The organism is Methylobacterium symbioticum (genome assembly GCF_902141845.1).
GTDB lineage: Bacteria > Pseudomonadota > Alphaproteobacteria > Rhizobiales > Beijerinckiaceae > Methylobacterium > Methylobacterium symbioticum.
The window spans coordinates 1-17,009 of record NZ_CABFPH010000037.1 but is presented as its reverse complement, the minus strand read 5'-3'; the positions used below and the strand labels follow the sequence as shown (position 1 = coordinate 17,009).

18 protein-coding genes are annotated in these 17,009 nt (G+C 68.8%); 6 read left to right on the top strand and 12 right to left on the bottom strand.

Going from position 1 to position 17,009, the window contains the following annotated elements:
* Nucleotides 1-139 precede the first annotated feature (139 nt).
* Nucleotides 140-1,954, bottom strand: coding sequence for an aspartate--tRNA ligase (gene aspS, locus MET9862_RS14125; RefSeq protein ID WP_142583578.1), 1,815 nt, complete (start codon nucleotides 1,952-1,954; stop codon nucleotides 140-142).
* A gap of 226 nt (nucleotides 1,955-2,180) precedes the next feature.
* Here aspS and MET9862_RS14120 point away from each other — a divergent pair, with 226 nt between their 5' ends.
* The 6 genes from MET9862_RS14120 (at nucleotide 2,181) to xoxJ (ending at nucleotide 8,326) form a co-directional block, all read left to right on the top strand.
* Nucleotides 2,181-2,600, top strand: a complete 420-nt coding sequence (locus tag MET9862_RS14120; RefSeq protein ID WP_244612719.1) for a hypothetical protein — start codon at nucleotides 2,181-2,183, stop codon at nucleotides 2,598-2,600.
* Nucleotides 2,601-2,685: 85 nt separating this feature from the next.
* Nucleotides 2,686-3,840 (top strand): ribonuclease D, encoded by a 1,155-nt coding sequence (gene rnd / locus MET9862_RS14115; RefSeq protein ID WP_142583577.1) that lies wholly within the window; start codon nucleotides 2,686-2,688, stop codon nucleotides 3,838-3,840.
* A 144-nt stretch (nucleotides 3,841-3,984) separates the two neighbouring features.
* A complete protein-coding gene (locus MET9862_RS14110; protein ID WP_142583576.1) occupies nucleotides 3,985-4,272 on the top strand; it encodes a hypothetical protein in 288 nt (95 codons plus the stop codon).
* 654 nt (nucleotides 4,273-4,926) lie between these two features.
* Entirely contained in the window at nucleotides 4,927-6,732 is a 1,806-nt protein-coding gene (gene xoxF1, locus MET9862_RS14105) for a lanthanide-dependent methanol dehydrogenase XoxF1 (protein WP_142583575.1), read from the top strand.
* A gap of 134 nt (nucleotides 6,733-6,866) precedes the next feature.
* The gene (locus MET9862_RS14100; protein WP_142583574.1) at nucleotides 6,867-7,478 is read left to right on the top strand and encodes a c-type cytochrome, methanol metabolism-related; all 612 of its coding nucleotides are present in this window, start codon (nucleotides 6,867-6,869) and stop codon (nucleotides 7,476-7,478) included.
* Nucleotides 7,478-8,326, top strand: coding sequence for a rare earth element methanol dehydrogenase accessory protein XoxJ (gene xoxJ / locus MET9862_RS14095; RefSeq protein WP_142583573.1), 849 nt, complete (start codon nucleotides 7,478-7,480; stop codon nucleotides 8,324-8,326). The genes MET9862_RS14100 and xoxJ overlap by 1 nt, the downstream gene beginning before the upstream one ends.
* A 117-nt stretch (nucleotides 8,327-8,443) precedes the next feature.
* On the opposite strand, the gene folK is transcribed toward xoxJ, so the two are convergent.
* The 11 genes from folK to MET9862_RS14040 all read right to left on the bottom strand — a co-directional run bounded on the left by folK (nucleotide 8,444) and on the right by MET9862_RS14040 (nucleotide 16,887).
* Entirely contained in the window at nucleotides 8,444-8,917 is a 474-nt protein-coding gene (gene folK / locus MET9862_RS14090) for a 2-amino-4-hydroxy-6-hydroxymethyldihydropteridine diphosphokinase (RefSeq protein ID WP_142583572.1), read from the bottom strand.
* Entirely contained in the window at nucleotides 8,914-9,279 is a 366-nt protein-coding gene (gene folB, locus MET9862_RS14085; protein WP_142583571.1) for a dihydroneopterin aldolase, read from the bottom strand. The genes folK and folB overlap by 4 nt, the downstream gene beginning before the upstream one ends.
* A complete protein-coding gene (folP, locus tag MET9862_RS14080; protein WP_142583570.1) occupies nucleotides 9,276-10,118 on the bottom strand; it encodes a dihydropteroate synthase in 843 nt (280 codons plus the stop codon). Before folP ends, folB begins: the two co-directional genes overlap by 4 nt.
* Before the next feature lie 249 nt (nucleotides 10,119-10,367).
* Entirely contained in the window at nucleotides 10,368-10,730 is a 363-nt protein-coding gene (locus MET9862_RS14075; RefSeq protein WP_142583569.1) for a hypothetical protein, read from the bottom strand.
* Nucleotides 10,711-11,355, bottom strand: coding sequence for a hypothetical protein (locus MET9862_RS14070; RefSeq protein ID WP_244612717.1), 645 nt, complete (start codon nucleotides 11,353-11,355; stop codon nucleotides 10,711-10,713). Before MET9862_RS14070 ends, MET9862_RS14075 begins: the two co-directional genes overlap by 20 nt.
* A 56-nt stretch (nucleotides 11,356-11,411) precedes the next feature.
* Nucleotides 11,412-12,557, bottom strand: coding sequence for a pyrroloquinoline quinone biosynthesis protein PqqE (gene pqqE / locus MET9862_RS14065; protein ID WP_142583567.1), 1,146 nt, complete (start codon nucleotides 12,555-12,557; stop codon nucleotides 11,412-11,414).
* A complete protein-coding gene (pqqC, locus tag MET9862_RS14060) occupies nucleotides 12,554-13,636 on the bottom strand; it encodes a pyrroloquinoline-quinone synthase PqqC (protein ID WP_142583566.1) in 1,083 nt (360 codons plus the stop codon). The genes pqqE and pqqC overlap by 4 nt, the downstream gene beginning before the upstream one ends.
* A 217-nt stretch (nucleotides 13,637-13,853) precedes the next feature.
* Nucleotides 13,854-14,753: a pyrroloquinoline quinone biosynthesis protein PqqB gene (pqqB, locus tag MET9862_RS14055; protein WP_142583565.1), complete on the bottom strand. Its 900-nt coding sequence runs from the start codon at nucleotides 14,751-14,753 to the stop codon at nucleotides 13,854-13,856.
* Nucleotides 14,754-14,798: 45 nt separating this feature from the next.
* Nucleotides 14,799-14,888: a pyrroloquinoline quinone precursor peptide PqqA gene (pqqA, locus tag MET9862_RS14050; RefSeq protein WP_007564431.1), complete on the bottom strand. Its 90-nt coding sequence runs from the start codon at nucleotides 14,886-14,888 to the stop codon at nucleotides 14,799-14,801.
* A gap of 806 nt (nucleotides 14,889-15,694) precedes the next feature.
* Nucleotides 15,695-16,693 (bottom strand): efflux RND transporter periplasmic adaptor subunit, encoded by a 999-nt coding sequence (locus tag MET9862_RS14045; RefSeq protein ID WP_142583564.1) that lies wholly within the window; start codon nucleotides 16,691-16,693, stop codon nucleotides 15,695-15,697.
* Nucleotides 16,693-16,887 (bottom strand): DUF1656 domain-containing protein, encoded by a 195-nt coding sequence (locus MET9862_RS14040; RefSeq protein WP_142583563.1) that lies wholly within the window; start codon nucleotides 16,885-16,887, stop codon nucleotides 16,693-16,695. The genes MET9862_RS14045 and MET9862_RS14040 overlap by 1 nt, the downstream gene beginning before the upstream one ends.
* Nucleotides 16,888-17,009 lie beyond the last annotated feature (122 nt).

Here is a 17,009-nt window from a genome sequence, read left to right as displayed (position 1 = left end):
GTCAGGCAGGGTCGGGAGAGGAGGCGCCGCCGCCGGAGGGCGCCCGGCATCGACGCCGAGCCTGTGCCGGAAGCGGGTTCCCCTCTCCCGCCTCCCTTGCGTGCAGCACCCTCCCCCGCAGAGGGAGGAGGGTTGCGCCCTAAGCCTTCTTCTCGGGCAGGTTCAGGCGGATATGCAGCTCGCGCAGCTGCTTGGGCGTCGCCTCGGAGGGGGCGCTCATCATCAGATCCTCGGCGCGCTGGTTCATCGGGAACAGCACCACCTCGCGGATGTTCGGCTCGTTGCAGAGCAGCATCACGATGCGGTCGACGCCCGGCGCGATGCCGCCGTGCGGCGGGGCGCCGAGGCGCAGCGCCGAGAGCATGCCGCCGAACTTCGCCTCGAGCACATCCTTCCCGTAGCCGGCCAGCCCGAAGGCCTTCTCCATGATCTCCGGCTTGTGGTTCCGGATGGCACCGGAGGACAGCTCGATGCCGTTGCAGACGATGTCGTACTGGAAGGCCTTGATGCCGAGGATCGTCTCCGCATCCGCTTCGCCGAGGTTCAGGAAGGCCTCGTGGTCGAAGTTCGGCATCGAGAACGGGTTGTGGGAGAAGTCGATCTTCTTCTCGTCCTCGTTCCACTCGAACATCGGGAAGTCGGTGATCCAGCAGAAGGCGTACTGGTCCTTGTCCGACAGGCCGAGGTCGTCGCCGATGCGGATGCGGGCCTTGCCGGCGAGCGCGGCCGCCTTGGCCTCGGGGCCGGCGGCGAAGAACACCGCGTCGCCCGCCTTGGCGCCGGCCTTCTGCGCGATCCGCGCCTGGATCTCGGCCGGGATGAACTTGGCGATGGGGCCGCGGCCCGTGAGCTGGCCGCCCTCCTCCTCGAACACGATGTAGCCGAGGCCGGGGGCGCCCTCCGAGCGGGCCCAGTCGTTCAGCTTGTCGAAGAAGGAGCGGGGCTGGGCGCCGGCGCCCGTGGCGGGGATGGCGCGGACCACGCCGCCCGACTTGATCACGCCCTTGAACGCCTTGAACTCGACCGCCTCCTCGGCGAACTCGTCCGTCACGTCGGCGATGATCAGGGGGTTGCGCAGGTCCGGCTTGTCGACGCCGTATTTCAGCATCGCGTCGGCATAGGTGATGCGCGGGAAGACCGGCGTCACGCGCTTGCCCTCGGCGAAGTCCTCGAACACGCCACGCAGGACCGGCTCCACCGACTGGAACACGTCCTCCTGGGTGACGAAGCTCATCTCGATGTCGAGCTGGTAGAACTCGCCCGGCGAGCGGTCCGCCCGCGCATCCTCGTCGCGGAAGCAGGGCGCGATCTGGAAGTAGCGGTCGAAGCCCGCGATCATCGTGAGCTGCTTGAACTGCTGCGGCGCCTGCGGCAGCGCGTAGAACTTGCCGGGATGCAGGCGCGACGGCACCAGGAAGTCGCGCGCGCCTTCCGGAGAGGACGCCGTCAGGATGGGCGTCTGGAACTCAAAGAAGCCGCCGTCCCGCATGCGGCGGCGGAGCGCGTCGATGATCGCGCCGCGCTTCATGATGTTGGCGTGGAGCTTCTCGCGGCGGAGGTCGAGGAAGCGGTAGCGCAGCCGCGTCTCCTCCGGATACTCGACGTCGCCGAAGACCGGCATCGGCAATTCGGCTGCCGCGCCCAGCACCTCCAGATCGTCGATATAGACCTCGATCGCGCCGGTCGGCAGCTCGGGGTTCTCGGTCCCGGCCGGGCGCTGGCGCACGCGCCCGTCGATGCGGATCACCCATTCGGAGCGCACGCCCTCGGCCGCCTTGAAGGCCTTGGAATCGGAATCCACCACGCACTGCGTCAGGCCGTAATGGTCGCGCAGGTCGATGAACAGCACGCCGCCATGGTCGCGGATGCGGTGGCACCAGCCGGAGAGGCGGGTGGTCCCGCCGACATCGGACGGGCGGAGCGCGCCGCAGGTGTGGGAACGGTAACGGTGCACGGCAGGCTCTTCGGGCAGGCTCTCGGGAACGAGCCGGGCACCATTCACGGGAGGCCCCCCAAGTCAAGCGCGCGGCTCAAGCGCGCGGTCGGTCTCGGCCCCGGCGAAGAGGCCCGACCGGTCCCTGTCAGGCAGCGTTGCGGACCGGCCGGTCCCCAGCGCAGACGGGGCGCGCAAATCCCTCGCGCGCCTACCGGAATCGGGGTCGGATCCCCATATGATCTCCATGAACGCGCATGCCTTTTCCCGCTTCCACGGGGTGCGGTCCGAGCCCCTCGGCGAGGCCTCCGCCCCGGCCCCGGCCCCTGCCCCCGGCTGGAGCCTGAGGCCCCTCTCCGGCCGGTTCGACCTCGTCTACGAGGACGGCCAGGGGGTCTGGAGCCGCCGCACCGTCGAGGCGCGCGAGCTGAAGCTCGGCCCTGGCCGCACCCTGCTCGGCGGCATCGATCCCGGTCGCGGCGGCTATCGCGGCTTCCGGACCGACCGCATCCGCCGCCTCACCGACGCCGCGACCGGCGAGCGGCTGGAGGGCGGCATCCTCGACTGGCTGATGGCCCGTGCCGAGGCGCAGCGCCGCGCGGATGCGGCGCGCATCCGCCGGACCGCCCGGGCCCGCCGCCGCGCGGCGCTGGCCGAGGTCGCCTGATTAAGGACTGGAAACCCCTCGGCTTCGCTGGGGAGGGCGCGGGCCGCCGCTCCCCAAGCCGGGAAACCTCCGGTATAGCCGAGTGATGGATCTGATCAGCACGACCCCGGCACTGCGCGACGCCTGCGCAAAGCTGGCCACGCAGCCCTTCGTGACCGTCGACACGGAGTTCATGCGCGAGACCACCTATTATCCGAAGCTCTGCCTCATCCAGATGGCGGGCCCGGACGGGACGGCGGTGCTGGTCGACCCCTTGGCCAAGGACATCGACCTCCGGCCCTTCCTCGACCTGATGGCCGACGAGGGCGTGGTGAAGGTGTTCCACTCCGCCCGGCAGGATCTGGAGATCATCTGGCTGATGGGCAGCCTCCTGCCGCAGCCCTTCTTCGATACGCAGGTCGCCGCGATGGTCTGCGGCTACGGCGATTCCGTCTCCTACGAGCAGCTCGTCAACGACCTCGCCAAGGCCAAGATCGACAAGTCCTCGCGCTTCACCGATTGGTCGCGCCGGCCGCTCTCCGAGGCGCAGCTCGCCTATGCGCTGTCCGACGTGACGCATCTCGTGAAGATCTACGAGGTGCTGGCGGGCGAGCTTCTGCGCACCGACCGCGGCGCCTGGCTCGACGAGGAGATGGCTGTGCTCACCTCTCCCGAGACCTACCGGGCCGATCCGGAGCTCGCCTGGCGCCGGCTCTCCGGGCGGATGCGCAAGCCCCGCGAGATCGCGGTGCTGGCCGAGGTCGCCGCCTGGCGCGAGCGCGAGGCGCAGAGCCGGAACGTGCCGCGCGGGCGCATCCTGAAGGACGAGGCGGTGATCGACGTGGCGACGAGCGCCCCCCGCAGCGTCGAGGCCCTCGGCCGCCTGCGCACCATCCCGGCGGGTTTCGAGCGCTCGCGCACCGGCGCCGACATCCTCGCCGCGGTGGAGCGGGGCTTCGCGCGCGACCTCGCCGCGATCAGCATGCCCGAGCGCGTCCGCGGCCGCAGCGGCGGCAACGGCGCCCTGGTCGAATTGCTCAAGGTGCTGCTGAAGGCGGTGTGCGAGACCGAGGGCGTCGCACCGAAGATCATCGCCACCGTGGACGATCTGGAGGCGGTGGCCGAGGACGACGCGGCGGACGTGGCCGTGCTGCATGGCTGGCGCCGGTCCCTGTTCGGCGAGAAGGCGCTGGCGCTGAAGCACGGCCGCCTCGCCCTCTCGGCGGAGGGCGGGCGCATCGTGGTGCGCGACCTCGTCTGAGGCGCGGGCCGCTCCGGCAGGACGGGCTGCATCCGGCCGGATTTGTCGTCGCCCTCGCGGGCGAGCCGGCGTGACAGCGGGGCAGGCCGGGATTAAATGGCAATGTCCTTGCCGTTTTGTCCTGTCCGCACCGCGTCGCGTCCGATGGCCGAACCCAATGAAGTCCTGAAGACGCTGACGGGTCTCGGGATCGTCACGGCCGAGGGCTGCCAGCCCGCCCGTGTGCGCTACCGCCTCGTGATCGAACGCCGTGCCGAGGCACTGATCGCCTACGGCACCCTGCGCGGCAGCCATGCCGGCCTGCGGCCGATCTGGCTGGAGCCGGATTCCCAGCTCCGCCTCAGGAACGGCCGGCGCCTCGACATCGCGGTGACGGATCTCGTCGGCGACATGGCCGAGTTCGAGAGCACCGGAAGCGTCGGCCTTCTCTGATTCCCTCAGAGCGTGCGGTTGCGTCCGCAGGAAACCCGGGCCGGCCTGCGGCCCACCACCCCCTGCGAGCACCCGTTCGACCTGAGGCCGGCAGAGCCGGCTGCGGCGTGAGGGCGCACATCCGGGATAATTGCGCAATTGTCGCGGCCGCTGCGGACCGCCCTTCGAACCATCCCCGTTTTGCACTGCGTCCAACGCTACGCGGGAATGACAAAGTCATTCCCGCTGAAAGCCGCCTTGGTTGTGCGCAAGGTGCATGCGCACCGGCTAAGAAACGCTCGAAGCTGCGCATTCCGCATGGATCATGTGGACAGACCGGTGCCGAGATACCGCTTTTCACCTTGTTGATGTGCGTCGCAGCGTTGAATTGTGCAAAGCAACATTGCTGAGCATCCGGGATATGCGCCTTTCTGGCGCGTTTCACCGCTCCTGGGCGGATTGACGGCGCTCAAATTTCTCTTAGAGTTCCCTCAAGCCTCGGTTTCGAGGAGCCGGCCCGAGGGATGGTCGGCTCTGGTTCGGTGCTCGTTCGGCACCGTCAAGCGACCCGCTACCGAGGCGTACCAAATCCCTGTCGCAAACAGCAGGTCGGGTCCCGCAGCCGCGGACTGAACACCCGTGGCCTAAGACCTCAAAGACTTGTCGGAGGAATCCATGAGAGCGGTTCATCTCCTCGCCCTCGGCGCAGGCGTCGCGGCCATCGCCGCGCCGGCCTTCGCCAATGACAGCGTCATGAAGGGCATCGCCAACCCGGCGGAGCAGGTGCTCCAGACGGTCGATTACGCCAACACCCGCTATTCCAAGCTCGACCAGATCAACGCCTCGAACGTCAAGAACCTCCAGGTCGCCTGGACCTTCTCGACCGGCGTTCTGCGTGGCCACGAGGGCTCGCCTCTCGTCGTCGGCGACGTCATGTACGTCCACACGCCCTTCCCGAACATCGTCTACGCCCTCGACCTGAACAACGAGGCGAAGATCATCTGGAAGTACGAGCCGAAGCAGGATCCGTCCGTGATCCCGGTCATGTGCTGTGACACGGTCAACCGTGGCCTGGCCTATGCCGACGGCGCCATCATCCTGCACCAGGCCGACACCACCGTCGTGTCGCTCGACGCCAAGACCGGCAAGGTCAACTGGTCGGTCGTGAACGGCGACCCGAAGAAGGGCGAGACCAACACCGCGACCGTTCTGCCGGTCAAGGACAAGGTCATCGTCGGCATCTCGGGCGGCGAGTTCGGCGTGCAGTGCCACGTCACCGCCTACGACCTGAAGTCCGGCAAGAAGGTGTGGCGCGGCTACTCGATGGGCCCGGACGATCAGCTGATCGTCGATCCCGAGAAGACCACCGCGCTCGGCAAGCCGATCGGCAAGGACTCCTCGCTGAAGACCTGGGAAGGCGATCAGTGGAAGACCGGCGGCGGCTGCACCTGGGGCTGGTTCTCCTACGATCCCAAGCTCGACCTGATGTACTACGGTTCCGGCAACCCCTCGACCTGGAACCCGAAGCAGCGTCCGGGCGACAACAAGTGGTCCATGACGATCTGGGCGCGTAACCCGGACACCGGCATGACCAAGTGGGTCTACCAGATGACCCCCCACGACGAGTGGGATTACGACGGCATCAACGAGATGATCCTCACCGACCAGAAGGTCGATGGTAAGGAGCGTCCGCTGCTGACCCACTTCGACCGTAACGGCTTCGGCTACACCCTCGATCGCGCGACCGGCGAGCTTCTCGTCGCCGAGAAGTACGATCCGGTGGTGAACTGGGCCACCAAGGTCGACATGGACAAGGGTTCGAAGACCTACGGCCGTCCGCTGGTCGTGTCGAAGTACTCGACCGAGCAGAACGGCGAGGACGTGAACTCGAAGGGCATCTGCCCGGCGGCTCTGGGCACCAAGGACCAGCAGCCGGCGGCCTACTCGCCCAAGACCAGCCTGTTCTACGTTCCCACCAACCACGTCTGCATGGACTACGAGCCCTTCAAGGTGTCCTACACCCCGGGCCAGCCCTATGTCGGCGCGACCCTGTCGATGTACCCCGCCCCGAACTCGCACGGCGGCATGGGTAACTTCATCGCCTGGGACGGCGTGAACGGTAAGATCAAGTGGTCGAACGCCGAGCAGTTCTCGGTGTGGTCGGGCGCTCTGGCCACCGCTGGCGACGTCGTCTTCTACGGCACCCTCGAGGGTTACCTGAAGGCGGTCGACTCGAAGACGGGTAAGGAGCTGTACAAGTTCAAGACCCCGTCGGGCATCATCGGCAACGTGATGACCTACAGCCACAAGGGCAAGCAGTACGTGGGCGTCCTGTCGGGCGTCGGCGGCTGGGCGGGCATCGGCCTCGCGGCCGGCCTCACCGATCCGAATGCCGGTCTCGGCGCGGTCGGCGGCTACGCGGCCCTGTCCAACTACACCAACCTCGGCGGTCAGCTGACCGTCTTCACGCTGCCGAACTAATCGGTCGCAGCTGAAGAGGTGAATGAGGGTGCCGGCGCGGGTTTCCGCGCCGGCACTCTTATGATTAGAGTGACTTGCAAGAAGGCCGGTCAGGCCATGGGGGTCTCGACGAGCCTTCCAGGGAGAAACGTCCGTTGCACCACCTCAGCACCTTCGTTACGCGGCCGCTCGTGGCTGCCCTCGCCCTAGCAACCGTTGGTCTGGTTGCCGTACATGCTGAGGATGCCAAGCCTGCCGATCCCGCCCTCGCCAATTCTCTGAACCCGAACGACAAGTCTGCGGAGCCCGACGAGAAGCTCCTCAAGAAGGACGTTGCCGTGAAGGTCGAGGACGGCAAGTATTTCGATGCCGAGGGCCATCCGACCTTCCACGTCACCGACCAGGGCAAGAAGGTCGACTGGTATGCCTATTCCGGCTACCGCCGCTATCACGCCGAGTGCCACGTCTGCCACGGCCCGGACGGCATGGGCTCGACCTACGCGCCCGCCCTCAAGGATTCGCTGAAGCACCTCTCCTACGAGGAGTTCATCGGTATCCTGGCCGGCGGCAAGCAGGACGTCTCGAGCTCCGAGCAGAAGGTCATGCCGGCCTTCGGCGATAACAAGAACGTCATGTGCTATGCCGACGACCTCTACGTCTACCTGAAGGCCCGCGCCGCCGGCGCCATGGGCCGCGTCCGTCCGGGCGACAAGGAAGACAAGCCGGAGGCGGCGAAGAAGAACGAGAAGGAGTGCCTGGGCGGTTGATGACCCCCGGCACCAAGACGCGGGTCACCGCGGCCTGCGCGCTCCTGCTGCTTGCAGCAGGGGCGCGTGACGCCTCCGCGCAGCACCTCCCCGATCTCGTCACCACGGACACGCTCCGCGTGTGCGGCGATCCGGGCAACATGCCCTTCTCCGAGCGGAAGGAGGACGGCTTCGAGAACAAGATCGCGGCCATCGTCGCCGACGAACTGAAGGTGAAGGTCCGCTATTACTGGCTGACGCAGGGGCCGGGCTTCGTCCGCAACACCCTCGGCACCGGCCTGTGCGACATCATCATCGGCTCGGCCTTCGGCAGCGACCTCGTCCAGAGCACAAATCCCTATTACCGCTCGACCTACACGCTGGTGACCCGGAAGGGCGAGTTCACGGACGTGACCGGGCTCGACGACCAGCGCCTCAAGGGCAAGCGCATCGGCGTCATCGCCGGCACGCCGCCCGTCAACCGGATGGGCGATCTCGGCCTGATCTCGGGGATGAAGGCCTACGCGCCGTACCAGCTCGATCCGGCCCGCAAGCACCAGACGGTCTCGGCCGAGGTGATCGCGGATCTCGCCGAGGGTGCGATCGACGCCGCCGTGCTCTGGGGTCCGGCCGCCGGCTGGCTCGCCAAGCAGTCCGGCAAGCCGCTGGACGTGGTGCCCCTCCTCAAGGAGCCCGACCGCCCGGCCATGACCTACCGCATCGGCATGGGCGTGCGCCTCGGCGAGGAGGACTGGAAGCGCCAGCTCAACACGATCCTGCGCAAGCGCCGCGCCGATATCGAGACGGTTCTGCGCGACTTCGACGTGCCTCTTCTCGACGAGACCGAGAACAAGCTCCTCCAGAACTGATTCCGGGTTTCCAAAGGCCTCGGGCCTTCGGCGGGTCCAGGGCAAAGCCCGGGCACGTCCCGTCAGGGCTTCGCCCCGACACCCCACCGAAGGGGCTGAGTCCCTTCGGGATCCCCGTTACACCGGCTCGATGCCGCCGGCGTCGAGCTTGGCCAGCGCTGCGGTCACCGTCTCGCCGCCGATCGCGAGGTCCGGGGCGATCTCGGCGAGCGGCACCAGCACGAAGGCGCGCTGGCGCACGAAGCGGTGCGGCAGGATCAGGCGCTCGTCCTCCACCGTCGCGCCCGCATAGGACAGCACGTCGATGTCGATGACGCGCGGGCCCCAGCGGCGCTCGCGCACCCGGCCGAGATCGGTCTCGACGGCGAGGCAGGCGTCGAGGAGCCCGTGCGGGTCGAGGTCGGTCTCGACGGCGAGCGCCCCGTTCAGGAACCAGTCCTGGTCGGTGTCGCCCCAGGGCGGCGTGCGATAGTTGCGCGAGCGCGCCGTGATGCGGATTCCGGGCCGGGCGCCGAGCCCCGCCACCGCCGCGTCGAGCATCGCGGCCTTGTCGCCGATATTGCTGCCGAGCCCGAGATAGGCCTGGGTCACGCGCGTCCCCGGGTGATCGCGACGGTGACACCGTCGAGGATGGCGGGGACCGGCGCGCTCGGCTTGTCCACCGCGACCGTGATCGTGCGGATGCGTGCGAACCGCGCCAGGATCTCGGCGGCGATCGCCTCGGCCAGCGCCTCGATCAGCTTGAAGCGGCGCTCCGTGGCGATGCCGACCGCGATCTCGGTGAGGTCGGCATAGCTCACCGTCTCGGCGACGTCGTCGGCGCGGCCGGCCGCGGCGAGGTCGAGCACGGCGTCCAGCGAGATGTAGAAGCGCTGGCCGAGCCGCGCCTCCTCCTCCAGCAGGCCGTGCCGGGCGAAGACCGCGATGCGGTGGACGCGGATATGGTCGCTCACGCGCGCGTCTCCGGCCGCATCACCGCATCGACCACGCGCATGGCGTCCACATGGGCGCCGACGTCGTGGACGCGCACGATATCGGCGCCGAGCGTCGCGGCGAGCGCGTGGGCCGAAAGCGAGCCGTAGAGCCGGTCGGCGGGCTTGGTCTCGCGGTCGTGCAGGCGCCCGAGCAGGGATTTGCGCGAGACGCCGACGAGCAGCGGGAAGCCGAGGGCCTTGATCTCGGGGATGCGGCGGAGCGCGTCGAGATGCTGCTCCCAGCTCTTGCCGAAGCCGACGCCCGGATCGAGCACGATGTCGGCATCCGGGATGCCGGCGGCGCGGGCGATGGCGAGGGAGCGTTCGAAGAAGCGCAGCATGTCCGCGACGATGTCGATCGCCGGGTCGATCGTCTCGCGGTTGTGCATGACGATCACCGGCGCCCCGTGCGCCGCGGCGACCCGGGCGATGTCGGGCTCGCGCTGCAGACCCCAGACATCGTTGACGATGCGCGCGCCCGCCTCCAGCGCGACCTTCGCGGTCGAGGCCTTGTAGGTGTCGATCGAGATCGGCACCGCGAGCTGGGGCGCCAGCGCCCGGATGACGGGCAGGACGCGGGCCTGCTCCTCCTCGGCCGGCACGGGCGTGTGCCCGGGCCGCGTCGATTCCCCGCCGATGTCGAGGATCGCGGCGCCCTCGGCCACCAGCGTCCCGGCCTGGGCGCGGGCCTCCGCCTCGCCCCGGAACAGGCCGCCATCCGAGAAGGAATCGGGGGTGACGTTGAGGATGCCCATCACCAGCGTGCGCCGCCCGAGATCGGGCAGCAGGCGGGCGAGGGAGGACGGAGACGGGCTCACGCGCGGGAGATCTCTGGCTGTCGACGGCTCGGGTTTGGCCGAATCCGTTAGCCCGCGCAACAGCCCCCGCTCGGCGGTTCTGGGTGCGGAAGCGGCAGAGACAGCCGGCACGGATCCGGAGCCTGTCTGCGTCGCGCATCTCATCCTCCGCCTCATCCTTCGAGGGCGATGCTGACGCATCGCCGCCTCAGGATGAGGTCAGCGAATGGGAGGGCCGGCCGCGAAGTGCCAAGTCAGCGAAGTGCCAAGTCAGCCCCGGTAGCAGCGGATCTCCGCCTCGGCCTGGGCGCGGCGCAAATCCGCGACCTTGTCGTCGAAGATCTTGGTCTGTCGGAACTCGTTCGAGCGCTGGCCGATGCCCTGGCGCATGGACAGGATCGTGCTCGCCTGGACGTATTTGTCGTAAGGCAGGATCGCGGCGAGCTGATCGAGCGAGCACGCGCATTTCTGCATGTTCTCGCGAGTCTGGCCGTTGGCCGCCATGCAGGCGAAGACGTAGTCCACGCGCGCGTCGGTCGGGTAGTCGTTCTCCTCGGCGGCCCGGGCTCCGAACGTCAGCCCCGCCAGCGCCAGGGCGGCGAGCGCCGCCGCCTCAACCCGCCTTCTGCTCATAGCTCAGCTTCTCCTCCAGGAGTTCGCCGCCGTCCGGCGTCTTGGACTGCGCCTCGATCGAGACGATCTCGCCGGGCACGTCCGGCGCGGTGACGAAGGTGTAGGTCATGTTGGCCATGCCGCGCATGCGCTCGGTCATGGCGTCGCCCTCGAAGGGCTTGGTCTCGACGCGCCAGCCATCGACCTCGCGGCCCTGGAAGGTCACCTTGATCGGCGTCACCACGGCCTTGTCGCGCAGGCCCTTGCGGATGGCGTTCTTCAGGTAGCGCGGGTTCGCCTCGAGCAGCTTGGCGAGGCCGCGCAGATGGTTCTCGAGGAAGAGCGAGATCACGGGGTTGCCCGGCATGTCCTCGAAGGGGCCGGCGGGCACGCGGTTGAAGCCGGAGAACATGGTGACGCGGATGTTGCGCGCATCCGGCACCTTGGCCGCGTCCACGGTGAACACGATGGTGTCGGTCATCGGCGGCCCGTAGGGGCCCTTGGCGATCCCCGAGCGGCGCAGATAATCGTAGGTGATGGTCGAGCCCGGCGTCACGTTCTTCATCTGCGGCGCCTCGAACAGCAGGTCCGAGGCGTTCGGCGCGGCGGCGTTCACCTTCGTGGGGGCGGGCGCGTCCTGGGCCATCCCGAGCACCGGCACCGCGACGAGACCGAGCGCGAGGGCCGTCGTCACAAGAAACTTCACAGCGGGATTTCCTCCTTGAGCGGCGACCGGACGTTGCTGCCGATCGTCCGGTAGACGTAGTCGGGCGGGTTCTCGGCCGCCTCCTCGGCGGCGAGCGCGCGCACCTTGGCATGGAGCGGGGAGAGCGAACAGGCCGGGTCGGTGGCCGCCGCGTCGCCCGCCAGCGCCAGCGCCTGGCAGCGGCAGCCGCCCCAATCCTTCTCGCGCCGGTCGCAGGAGCGGCAGGGCTCCTGCATCCAGTCGGTGCCGCGATAGGCGGTGAAGGCCGGCGCGTTCGTCCAGATGTCGCTCAGCGAATGCTCGGTGACGTACCAGAATTCCAGGTTCGGGATCGTCTCGGCCGCGTGGCAGGGCAGCACCTTGCCCTGGGGCGTGACGTTCATCAGCTTGCGGCCCCAGCCGCCGGCGCAGGCCTTCGGATACTTGGCGTAGTAGTCGGGCACCACGAGGTCGATGACGAGCTGACCCTTCAGGCGCTCGCGCGCGGCCTCCACGATGCGGATCGAGCGGTCGACCTCGGCCTTGTTCGGCATCAGGGCGGCGCGGTTGACGTAGGCCCAGCCGTAATACTGCGTATGGGCCACCTCCAGCCGCTTGGCGCCCATCGTCACGGCGAGGTCGATGAAGCCCTCGACCTCGTGGATGTTGCCGCGGTGGATCACCGAGTTCAGGGTCAGGGGCAGGCCGAGCGCGACCACCTTCTCGGCGAAGGCCATCTTCTGCGGCTGGGCGTTCTTCAGGCCGCCGATCTTCTCGGCGTTCTGCGCGTCGACCCCCTGCACCGAGAGCTGCACGTGGTCGAGCCCGACATCGTAGAGCGCCTGGAGCTTGTCGAGCGCGCCGCCGACGCCGGAGGTGATCAGGTTCGAGTAGAGCCCGAGCTTGGCGCAGGTCTCCGTGATCTCGACGATGTCCTGGCGCGCGGTCGGCTCGCCGCCCGAGAGGTGGACGTGCAGCACGCCGAGTTCGGCGGCCTCGGTCAGGACCCGTTGCCAGGTCGCCGTGTCGAGTTCCTTCGAGCGCCGGTCGAGTTCCAGCGGGTTCGAGCAGTAGGGGCAGCGCAGGGGGCAGCGGTGCGTCAGTTCCGCCAGCAGCCCGACGGGGGCCGGGGCGGCCGTCCGCTGCGGCGTGACGGCGTTCATCGCTCCAGGACCCTCTTCTGTGCGAGATCGGTGAGCATCACCAGGATATCGGCCTCGATCACCGCGGCGTCGGCCGCGTAGGTCTCGGCGAGCGCCTGCGCGATCTGCGCGACGCTGCGGGCGCCATCGACCAGCGAGAGCACCGCCACCGCATTGTCGTCGAGGTCGAAGGTGCGCTCGGGGGCGAGCAGCACGTGCTTGTCGCGGGCCTGGTCGAAGCGCATGCGCACGCCCCGGGGCAGGCGCGGCACGTCGCTCGCCTGGAGCGCGCCGGCAGGCCCGGTCGTCGGCGCGGCCGGCTCGGCCACCAGGCCCTCGCCCGGCTGCCACGCGTCCGGCGGGATCATGCCGGGGGCGACATAGGCGAAATACAGCGCGTCGAGCTGAGTCCACAGCACGGTGCACTTGAAGGTCAGGGCGTCCATCGCCGCCCGCTGCAACTCCGGCGTGGTGGCGTGGCGCTTGACGTAGTCGAGGGCGAAATCGGCGTCGCGCGGGGCCTGGGTCAGGCGCTTGTCGAAATAGGCCAGCGTCTCCTTGGTGATGAAGTCGTAGTTCTTCAGCATCCCGGCGACGCGCTCGGAGATGATGGTCGGCGAGAACATCTCGGTCAGCGAGGAGGCGATCGCCTCGAGCAGGCTGCGCTCCGAGACGAAATGCACGTAGGCATCCACCGAGAAGCGTGTCGCCGACAGGATGCCCTTGGTCGAGAGCACGTAGTCGCGCGCGAAGCCGACCCCCTCGGCGAGCTTCAGCCAGCGCTCGATGCCGCCGTCGCCCTCGTGATCGCCGTCATGGTCGACGATGCGCTGGCGCCAGATCCGGCGGAGCGCCGCATCCGGCAGGCGGGCGAGCAGCGCCGCGTCCTTCACCGGGATCATGGCCTGGTAATAGTAGCGGTTGAGCGCCCAGGCGCGGACCTGGTCCTTGCTCAGCTTGCCGTCGTGCAGGAGGCGGTGGAACGGGTGCAGGTTGTGGTAGCGGCGGGCGCCGATGTCGCGGAGCGCCGCCTCCAGCTCCTCCGGGCTCAGAAGGCGCTGGCTGGCATCGGTTCCGGGCGTGGGGAAGGCTGCGTTCATGGCGTTTCCGTGCGTCCGTTGTCCGGTTCGCGTTGTGTCGGGTCGGTCTTGGCCGGAACGCGTGCCGGGCACGGCCAGCGGATCCGACTGAGATAGGTTCGCCCCGGGCCGAATGCCACCCGGGCCCAGGGCCGCAGGCCGGCTCCCGCACCGGTGCCGGATCACGATAGGCCGGCGGCCGGTCTCGTATCCTTGATCCAGCGCATGGCCCCGCGCCCTAGAGGCTCAGCGCCAGCCCGTCATGGCCGACGGTCCAGCCCGCCGCCTCGATCTCGGCGCGCTCGGGCGAATCCTCGATCAGGACCGGGTTGGTGTTGTTGATGTGGACGAAGACCCGGCGGCCGACGGCCACGTCGCGGAGGGCGTCCACCGAGCCGTTCTCGCCGCGCATCGGCACGTGGCCCATGCGCCAGCCGGTCTTCACCCCGACGCCGGCGCGGATCATGTCGTCGTCGTAATAGACCGTGCCGTCGAAGAGCAGCGCGTCGGCGCCCGCGAGCTGCCCCTTCAGCTTGTCGGTGACCTGCGCGCAGCCCGGCACGTAGGCGAGGCGGCGCCCGCCGGCCTCGATCATCGCGCCGACCGTGGTCTCGGTCTCGGCGCCGATCTGCATCGTCTCGTCCTCGAGCCAGAGCGGCACCTTGCCGGGCACGGGGAACAGGGTGACGGCGAGGCCGGGCAGCGGCTCGAAGCGGCGCTCCAGAGCGATGGGCTCGCGCGCCACCACGTCGGCGGCCATCACGTCGAAGACGCGGTTGGCGTTGACCGAATCGAGGATGCCGCTGGTCCCGTAGAGGGTGAAGGGCTGGCCCTCGCGCAGGGTCAGCAGGCCGGCGACGTGGTCCACGTCGCCGTTGGTGAGCAGCACGGCCTTGATCGGCGAGTGGCGCAGGCCCTCGCGCGGGTGCAGGGCGGGCGTGTCGAAGAGCTGCTGGCGGATATCCGGCGAGGCGTTCACCAGGAGCCAGTCCGCCCCGTTCGCGGAGACGGCGATGCTCGACTGGGTGCGGGGCCGGACGCGGCCCGGCTCGCGCCGGGCGGTCTCGCAGATGGGGCAGCGGCAATTCCACTGGGGAAGGCCGCCGCCGGCAGCCGAACCGAGGATCACGACGCGCATGGGTTCGCCCCTGGCAGCCTGCAACCCCCGGCTCGGCGCAACACCTCAGTTGAAGGTGTCGATCTCGGCGGACTCGTACGAGGTGACTTCCATGCCGACGCAGATCTCGGACACGACCGGGGCAGCCCACTTCATGGTGTTTCTCCTAGACTTCGGGTCATCCCCGTCCGGGTAACCATAAGGGAACCCTAAGACGTTGATGGCGCACCTGTTTTCGGGCGCCGCGCAGATATCGGCCATTCCGGGATGCGCTTCAAGCACTAAATTGCCGGATCCTCCCAAATTTTTCGTGATTACCTCGTGCACGATATAAAAGTGGACTTCATATCGCGGTGCGCAAACCCGCCCCCCGGACACGCGCTGCCACGCGCCCCGGAATCGGGATCCGGGCGCGGGATGAATCGTCGCGCTGTGAGGGAAGCAGACATGGGTTCATCCCGCGCGCGACCTCTCCCGAGGCCGTCGGCGGGCTGGACCGTCCGAGGGTATGGGCGCCGCGCGTGGCGGCCAAAGAACCGCGCCGGAGACGGCTTGAGGTGGGGCATTTCGCGTGTTCGAAGTCGCGCCGTTCAGGCCGCTTCTGCGCCCCTGGAGTCGTCTCCGTCGGGTTGTCCGCGTGAAGTGCCGCTAGGCTTCCGGCCGGGCTGTTCCGGAAGTGGTCGTTACGGCGTGCTGCTGGGGTGGAGTCATGCCTGTCTCCTCAGCTTCGACCATAAGTCATCGTGCCAGATTATCGCGCTCCGCACGCTGCCTCTGGGCCGTTTGTGCCTCCCTTCGCGAAGCACGCAGAGAGACTGCGTCCGTATTGTTTTGCCGTCAACCCGAAAAATGCGCCCCCTGGCGGAGTATTCGAAATTCGAGAGCTTGGCCGCCGCGCGGACGATTGCATTCCTAAATTTACACCCGCTCAGGTTGCAGCGCGGAATAGCGCCTGGATCCGCTCAGGGCGCGCCGGTGACGCTGCGGCGCAGGTCCGCGAACCAGCCCGGACCCGCCGTGGTGCCCCGGTTCACCACCACGGTGGCGGTCATGCCGGCCACCAGCGGCACGCCGTCCGGCACGTGGTCGATGCGGATGCGCACGGGCACGCGCTGGGCGAGGCGCACCCAGGTATAGACCGGGTCGACATTGGGCAGCCCCTGCGTGCTCGGCGCGGCATTCGCGGTCGCGATGCCGAGGGTGATGCTCTCCACCGTGCCGCGCAGGGGCGCGTCGTAGCCCATCAGGGCCATCTCGGCCGGGTCGCCCACCCGGATCGCGGCCATCTTGGTCTCCTCGAAATAGCCGTCGATCCAGAAGGAATCGGTGTCGATCACCCGGACGTTGACGCTGCCCTGGCTGGCGTAGTCCCCGACGCGCAGGAGCAGGTTGGTGACGCGCCCGTTCACCGGCGCGCGCACCGTGGTGCGCTGCAGGTTGACCCGGGCCTGGGCGAGCTGGGCCTTGGCCGTCTCCAGCGCCGCCTCGGCGATCTTGGCGGTGCCGGCGAATTGCTGCTTCTCCTCCACCGAGGTCGAGACGGTGGAGAGCTCCTGCCGCCGCACCGACTGGGCCTGCTTCACCTGCAGGTCGGCCTCGCGGTTCTTCACCTCGGCCTCGGCCTGGGTCACCGCCACCTCGAAGTCGAACGCCTCGATGACGTAGAGGATGTCGCCCCGCTTGACCGTCTGGTTGTCCGCGATCTTGAGGTCCACGATCTGGCCGGAGACCTGGGGCGCGACGCCCGCCACCTGCACGCGCACACGCCCGTCGCGGGTCCAGGGCGCGGCGACGTAGAAGCGCCAGACCGTGGCCGCCGCCGCCAGCGCGACGAGCAGGACCAGGGCGGTCGCGGCGAGGCGCAGGGCCCGCCGCGCGCGGCGGCCGAGGCGGTGGGGCGCCGGGTTCGAGGCCTGCTCCGTCGCCTCGTTCGGGGCGTGGGGATCGTCCGCGTCGGCCATCACAGCGTCGCGATCAGGAGGGCGAGGAGGCAGACATAGAGCCCGGCCTCCGCGAGCGGCGGGTTGGCGAGGTAGCGGCCGAGCCGGATCCGGCTGAACAGCCGCCGCAGGACCACGAGGATCGCGAAGGCGCCCAGCGCGTAGGCCACGAAGGGCGAGATCATCACGCCGCCGATGGCGATGTCCCGGTGCATCGGTTGCCCCTTCAGAACGGCGCGACGCCGAGCCGGCGCAGGAAGCGCCGGTGGCGGGCGATGGTGCGGGCGGCGGCGACGAGGTCGGTCGCGGCGCGCGCCGTGCACAGCCGGGCCGGGCG

Excerpts from the sequence above, each read along its gene's own strand:
- MET9862_RS14120 (WP_244612719.1), top strand. The coding sequence starts at position 2,181 with ATGAACGCGCATGCCTTTTCCCGCTTCCACGGGGTGCGGTCCGAGCCC.
- rnd (WP_142583577.1), top strand. The coding sequence starts at position 2,686 with ATGGATCTGATCAGCACGACCCCGGCACTGCGCGACGCCTGCGCAAAG.
- MET9862_RS14110 (WP_142583576.1), top strand. The coding sequence starts at position 3,985 with ATGGCCGAACCCAATGAAGTCCTGAAGACGCTGACGGGTCTCGGGATC.
- xoxF1 (WP_142583575.1), top strand. The coding sequence starts at position 4,927 with ATGAGAGCGGTTCATCTCCTCGCCCTCGGCGCAGGCGTCGCGGCCATC.
- xoxJ (WP_142583573.1), top strand. The coding sequence starts at position 7,478 with ATGACCCCCGGCACCAAGACGCGGGTCACCGCGGCCTGCGCGCTCCTG.
- MET9862_RS14075 (WP_142583569.1), bottom strand. The coding sequence starts at position 10,730 with ATGAGCAGAAGGCGGGTTGAGGCGGCGGCGCTCGCCGCCCTGGCGCTG.
- MET9862_RS14070 (WP_244612717.1), bottom strand. The coding sequence starts at position 11,355 with ATGGCCCAGGACGCGCCCGCCCCCACGAAGGTGAACGCCGCCGCGCCG.
- pqqE (WP_142583567.1), bottom strand. The coding sequence starts at position 12,557 with ATGAACGCCGTCACGCCGCAGCGGACGGCCGCCCCGGCCCCCGTCGGG.
- pqqC (WP_142583566.1), bottom strand. The coding sequence starts at position 13,636 with ATGAACGCAGCCTTCCCCACGCCCGGAACCGATGCCAGCCAGCGCCTT.
- pqqB (WP_142583565.1), bottom strand. The coding sequence starts at position 14,753 with ATGCGCGTCGTGATCCTCGGTTCGGCTGCCGGCGGCGGCCTTCCCCAG.
- pqqA (WP_007564431.1), bottom strand. The coding sequence starts at position 14,888 with ATGAAGTGGGCTGCCCCGGTCGTGTCCGAGATCTGCGTCGGCATGGAA.
- MET9862_RS14045 (WP_142583564.1), bottom strand. The coding sequence starts at position 16,693 with ATGGCCGACGCGGACGATCCCCACGCCCCGAACGAGGCGACGGAGCAG.
- MET9862_RS14040 (WP_142583563.1), bottom strand. The coding sequence starts at position 16,887 with ATGCACCGGGACATCGCCATCGGCGGCGTGATGATCTCGCCCTTCGTG.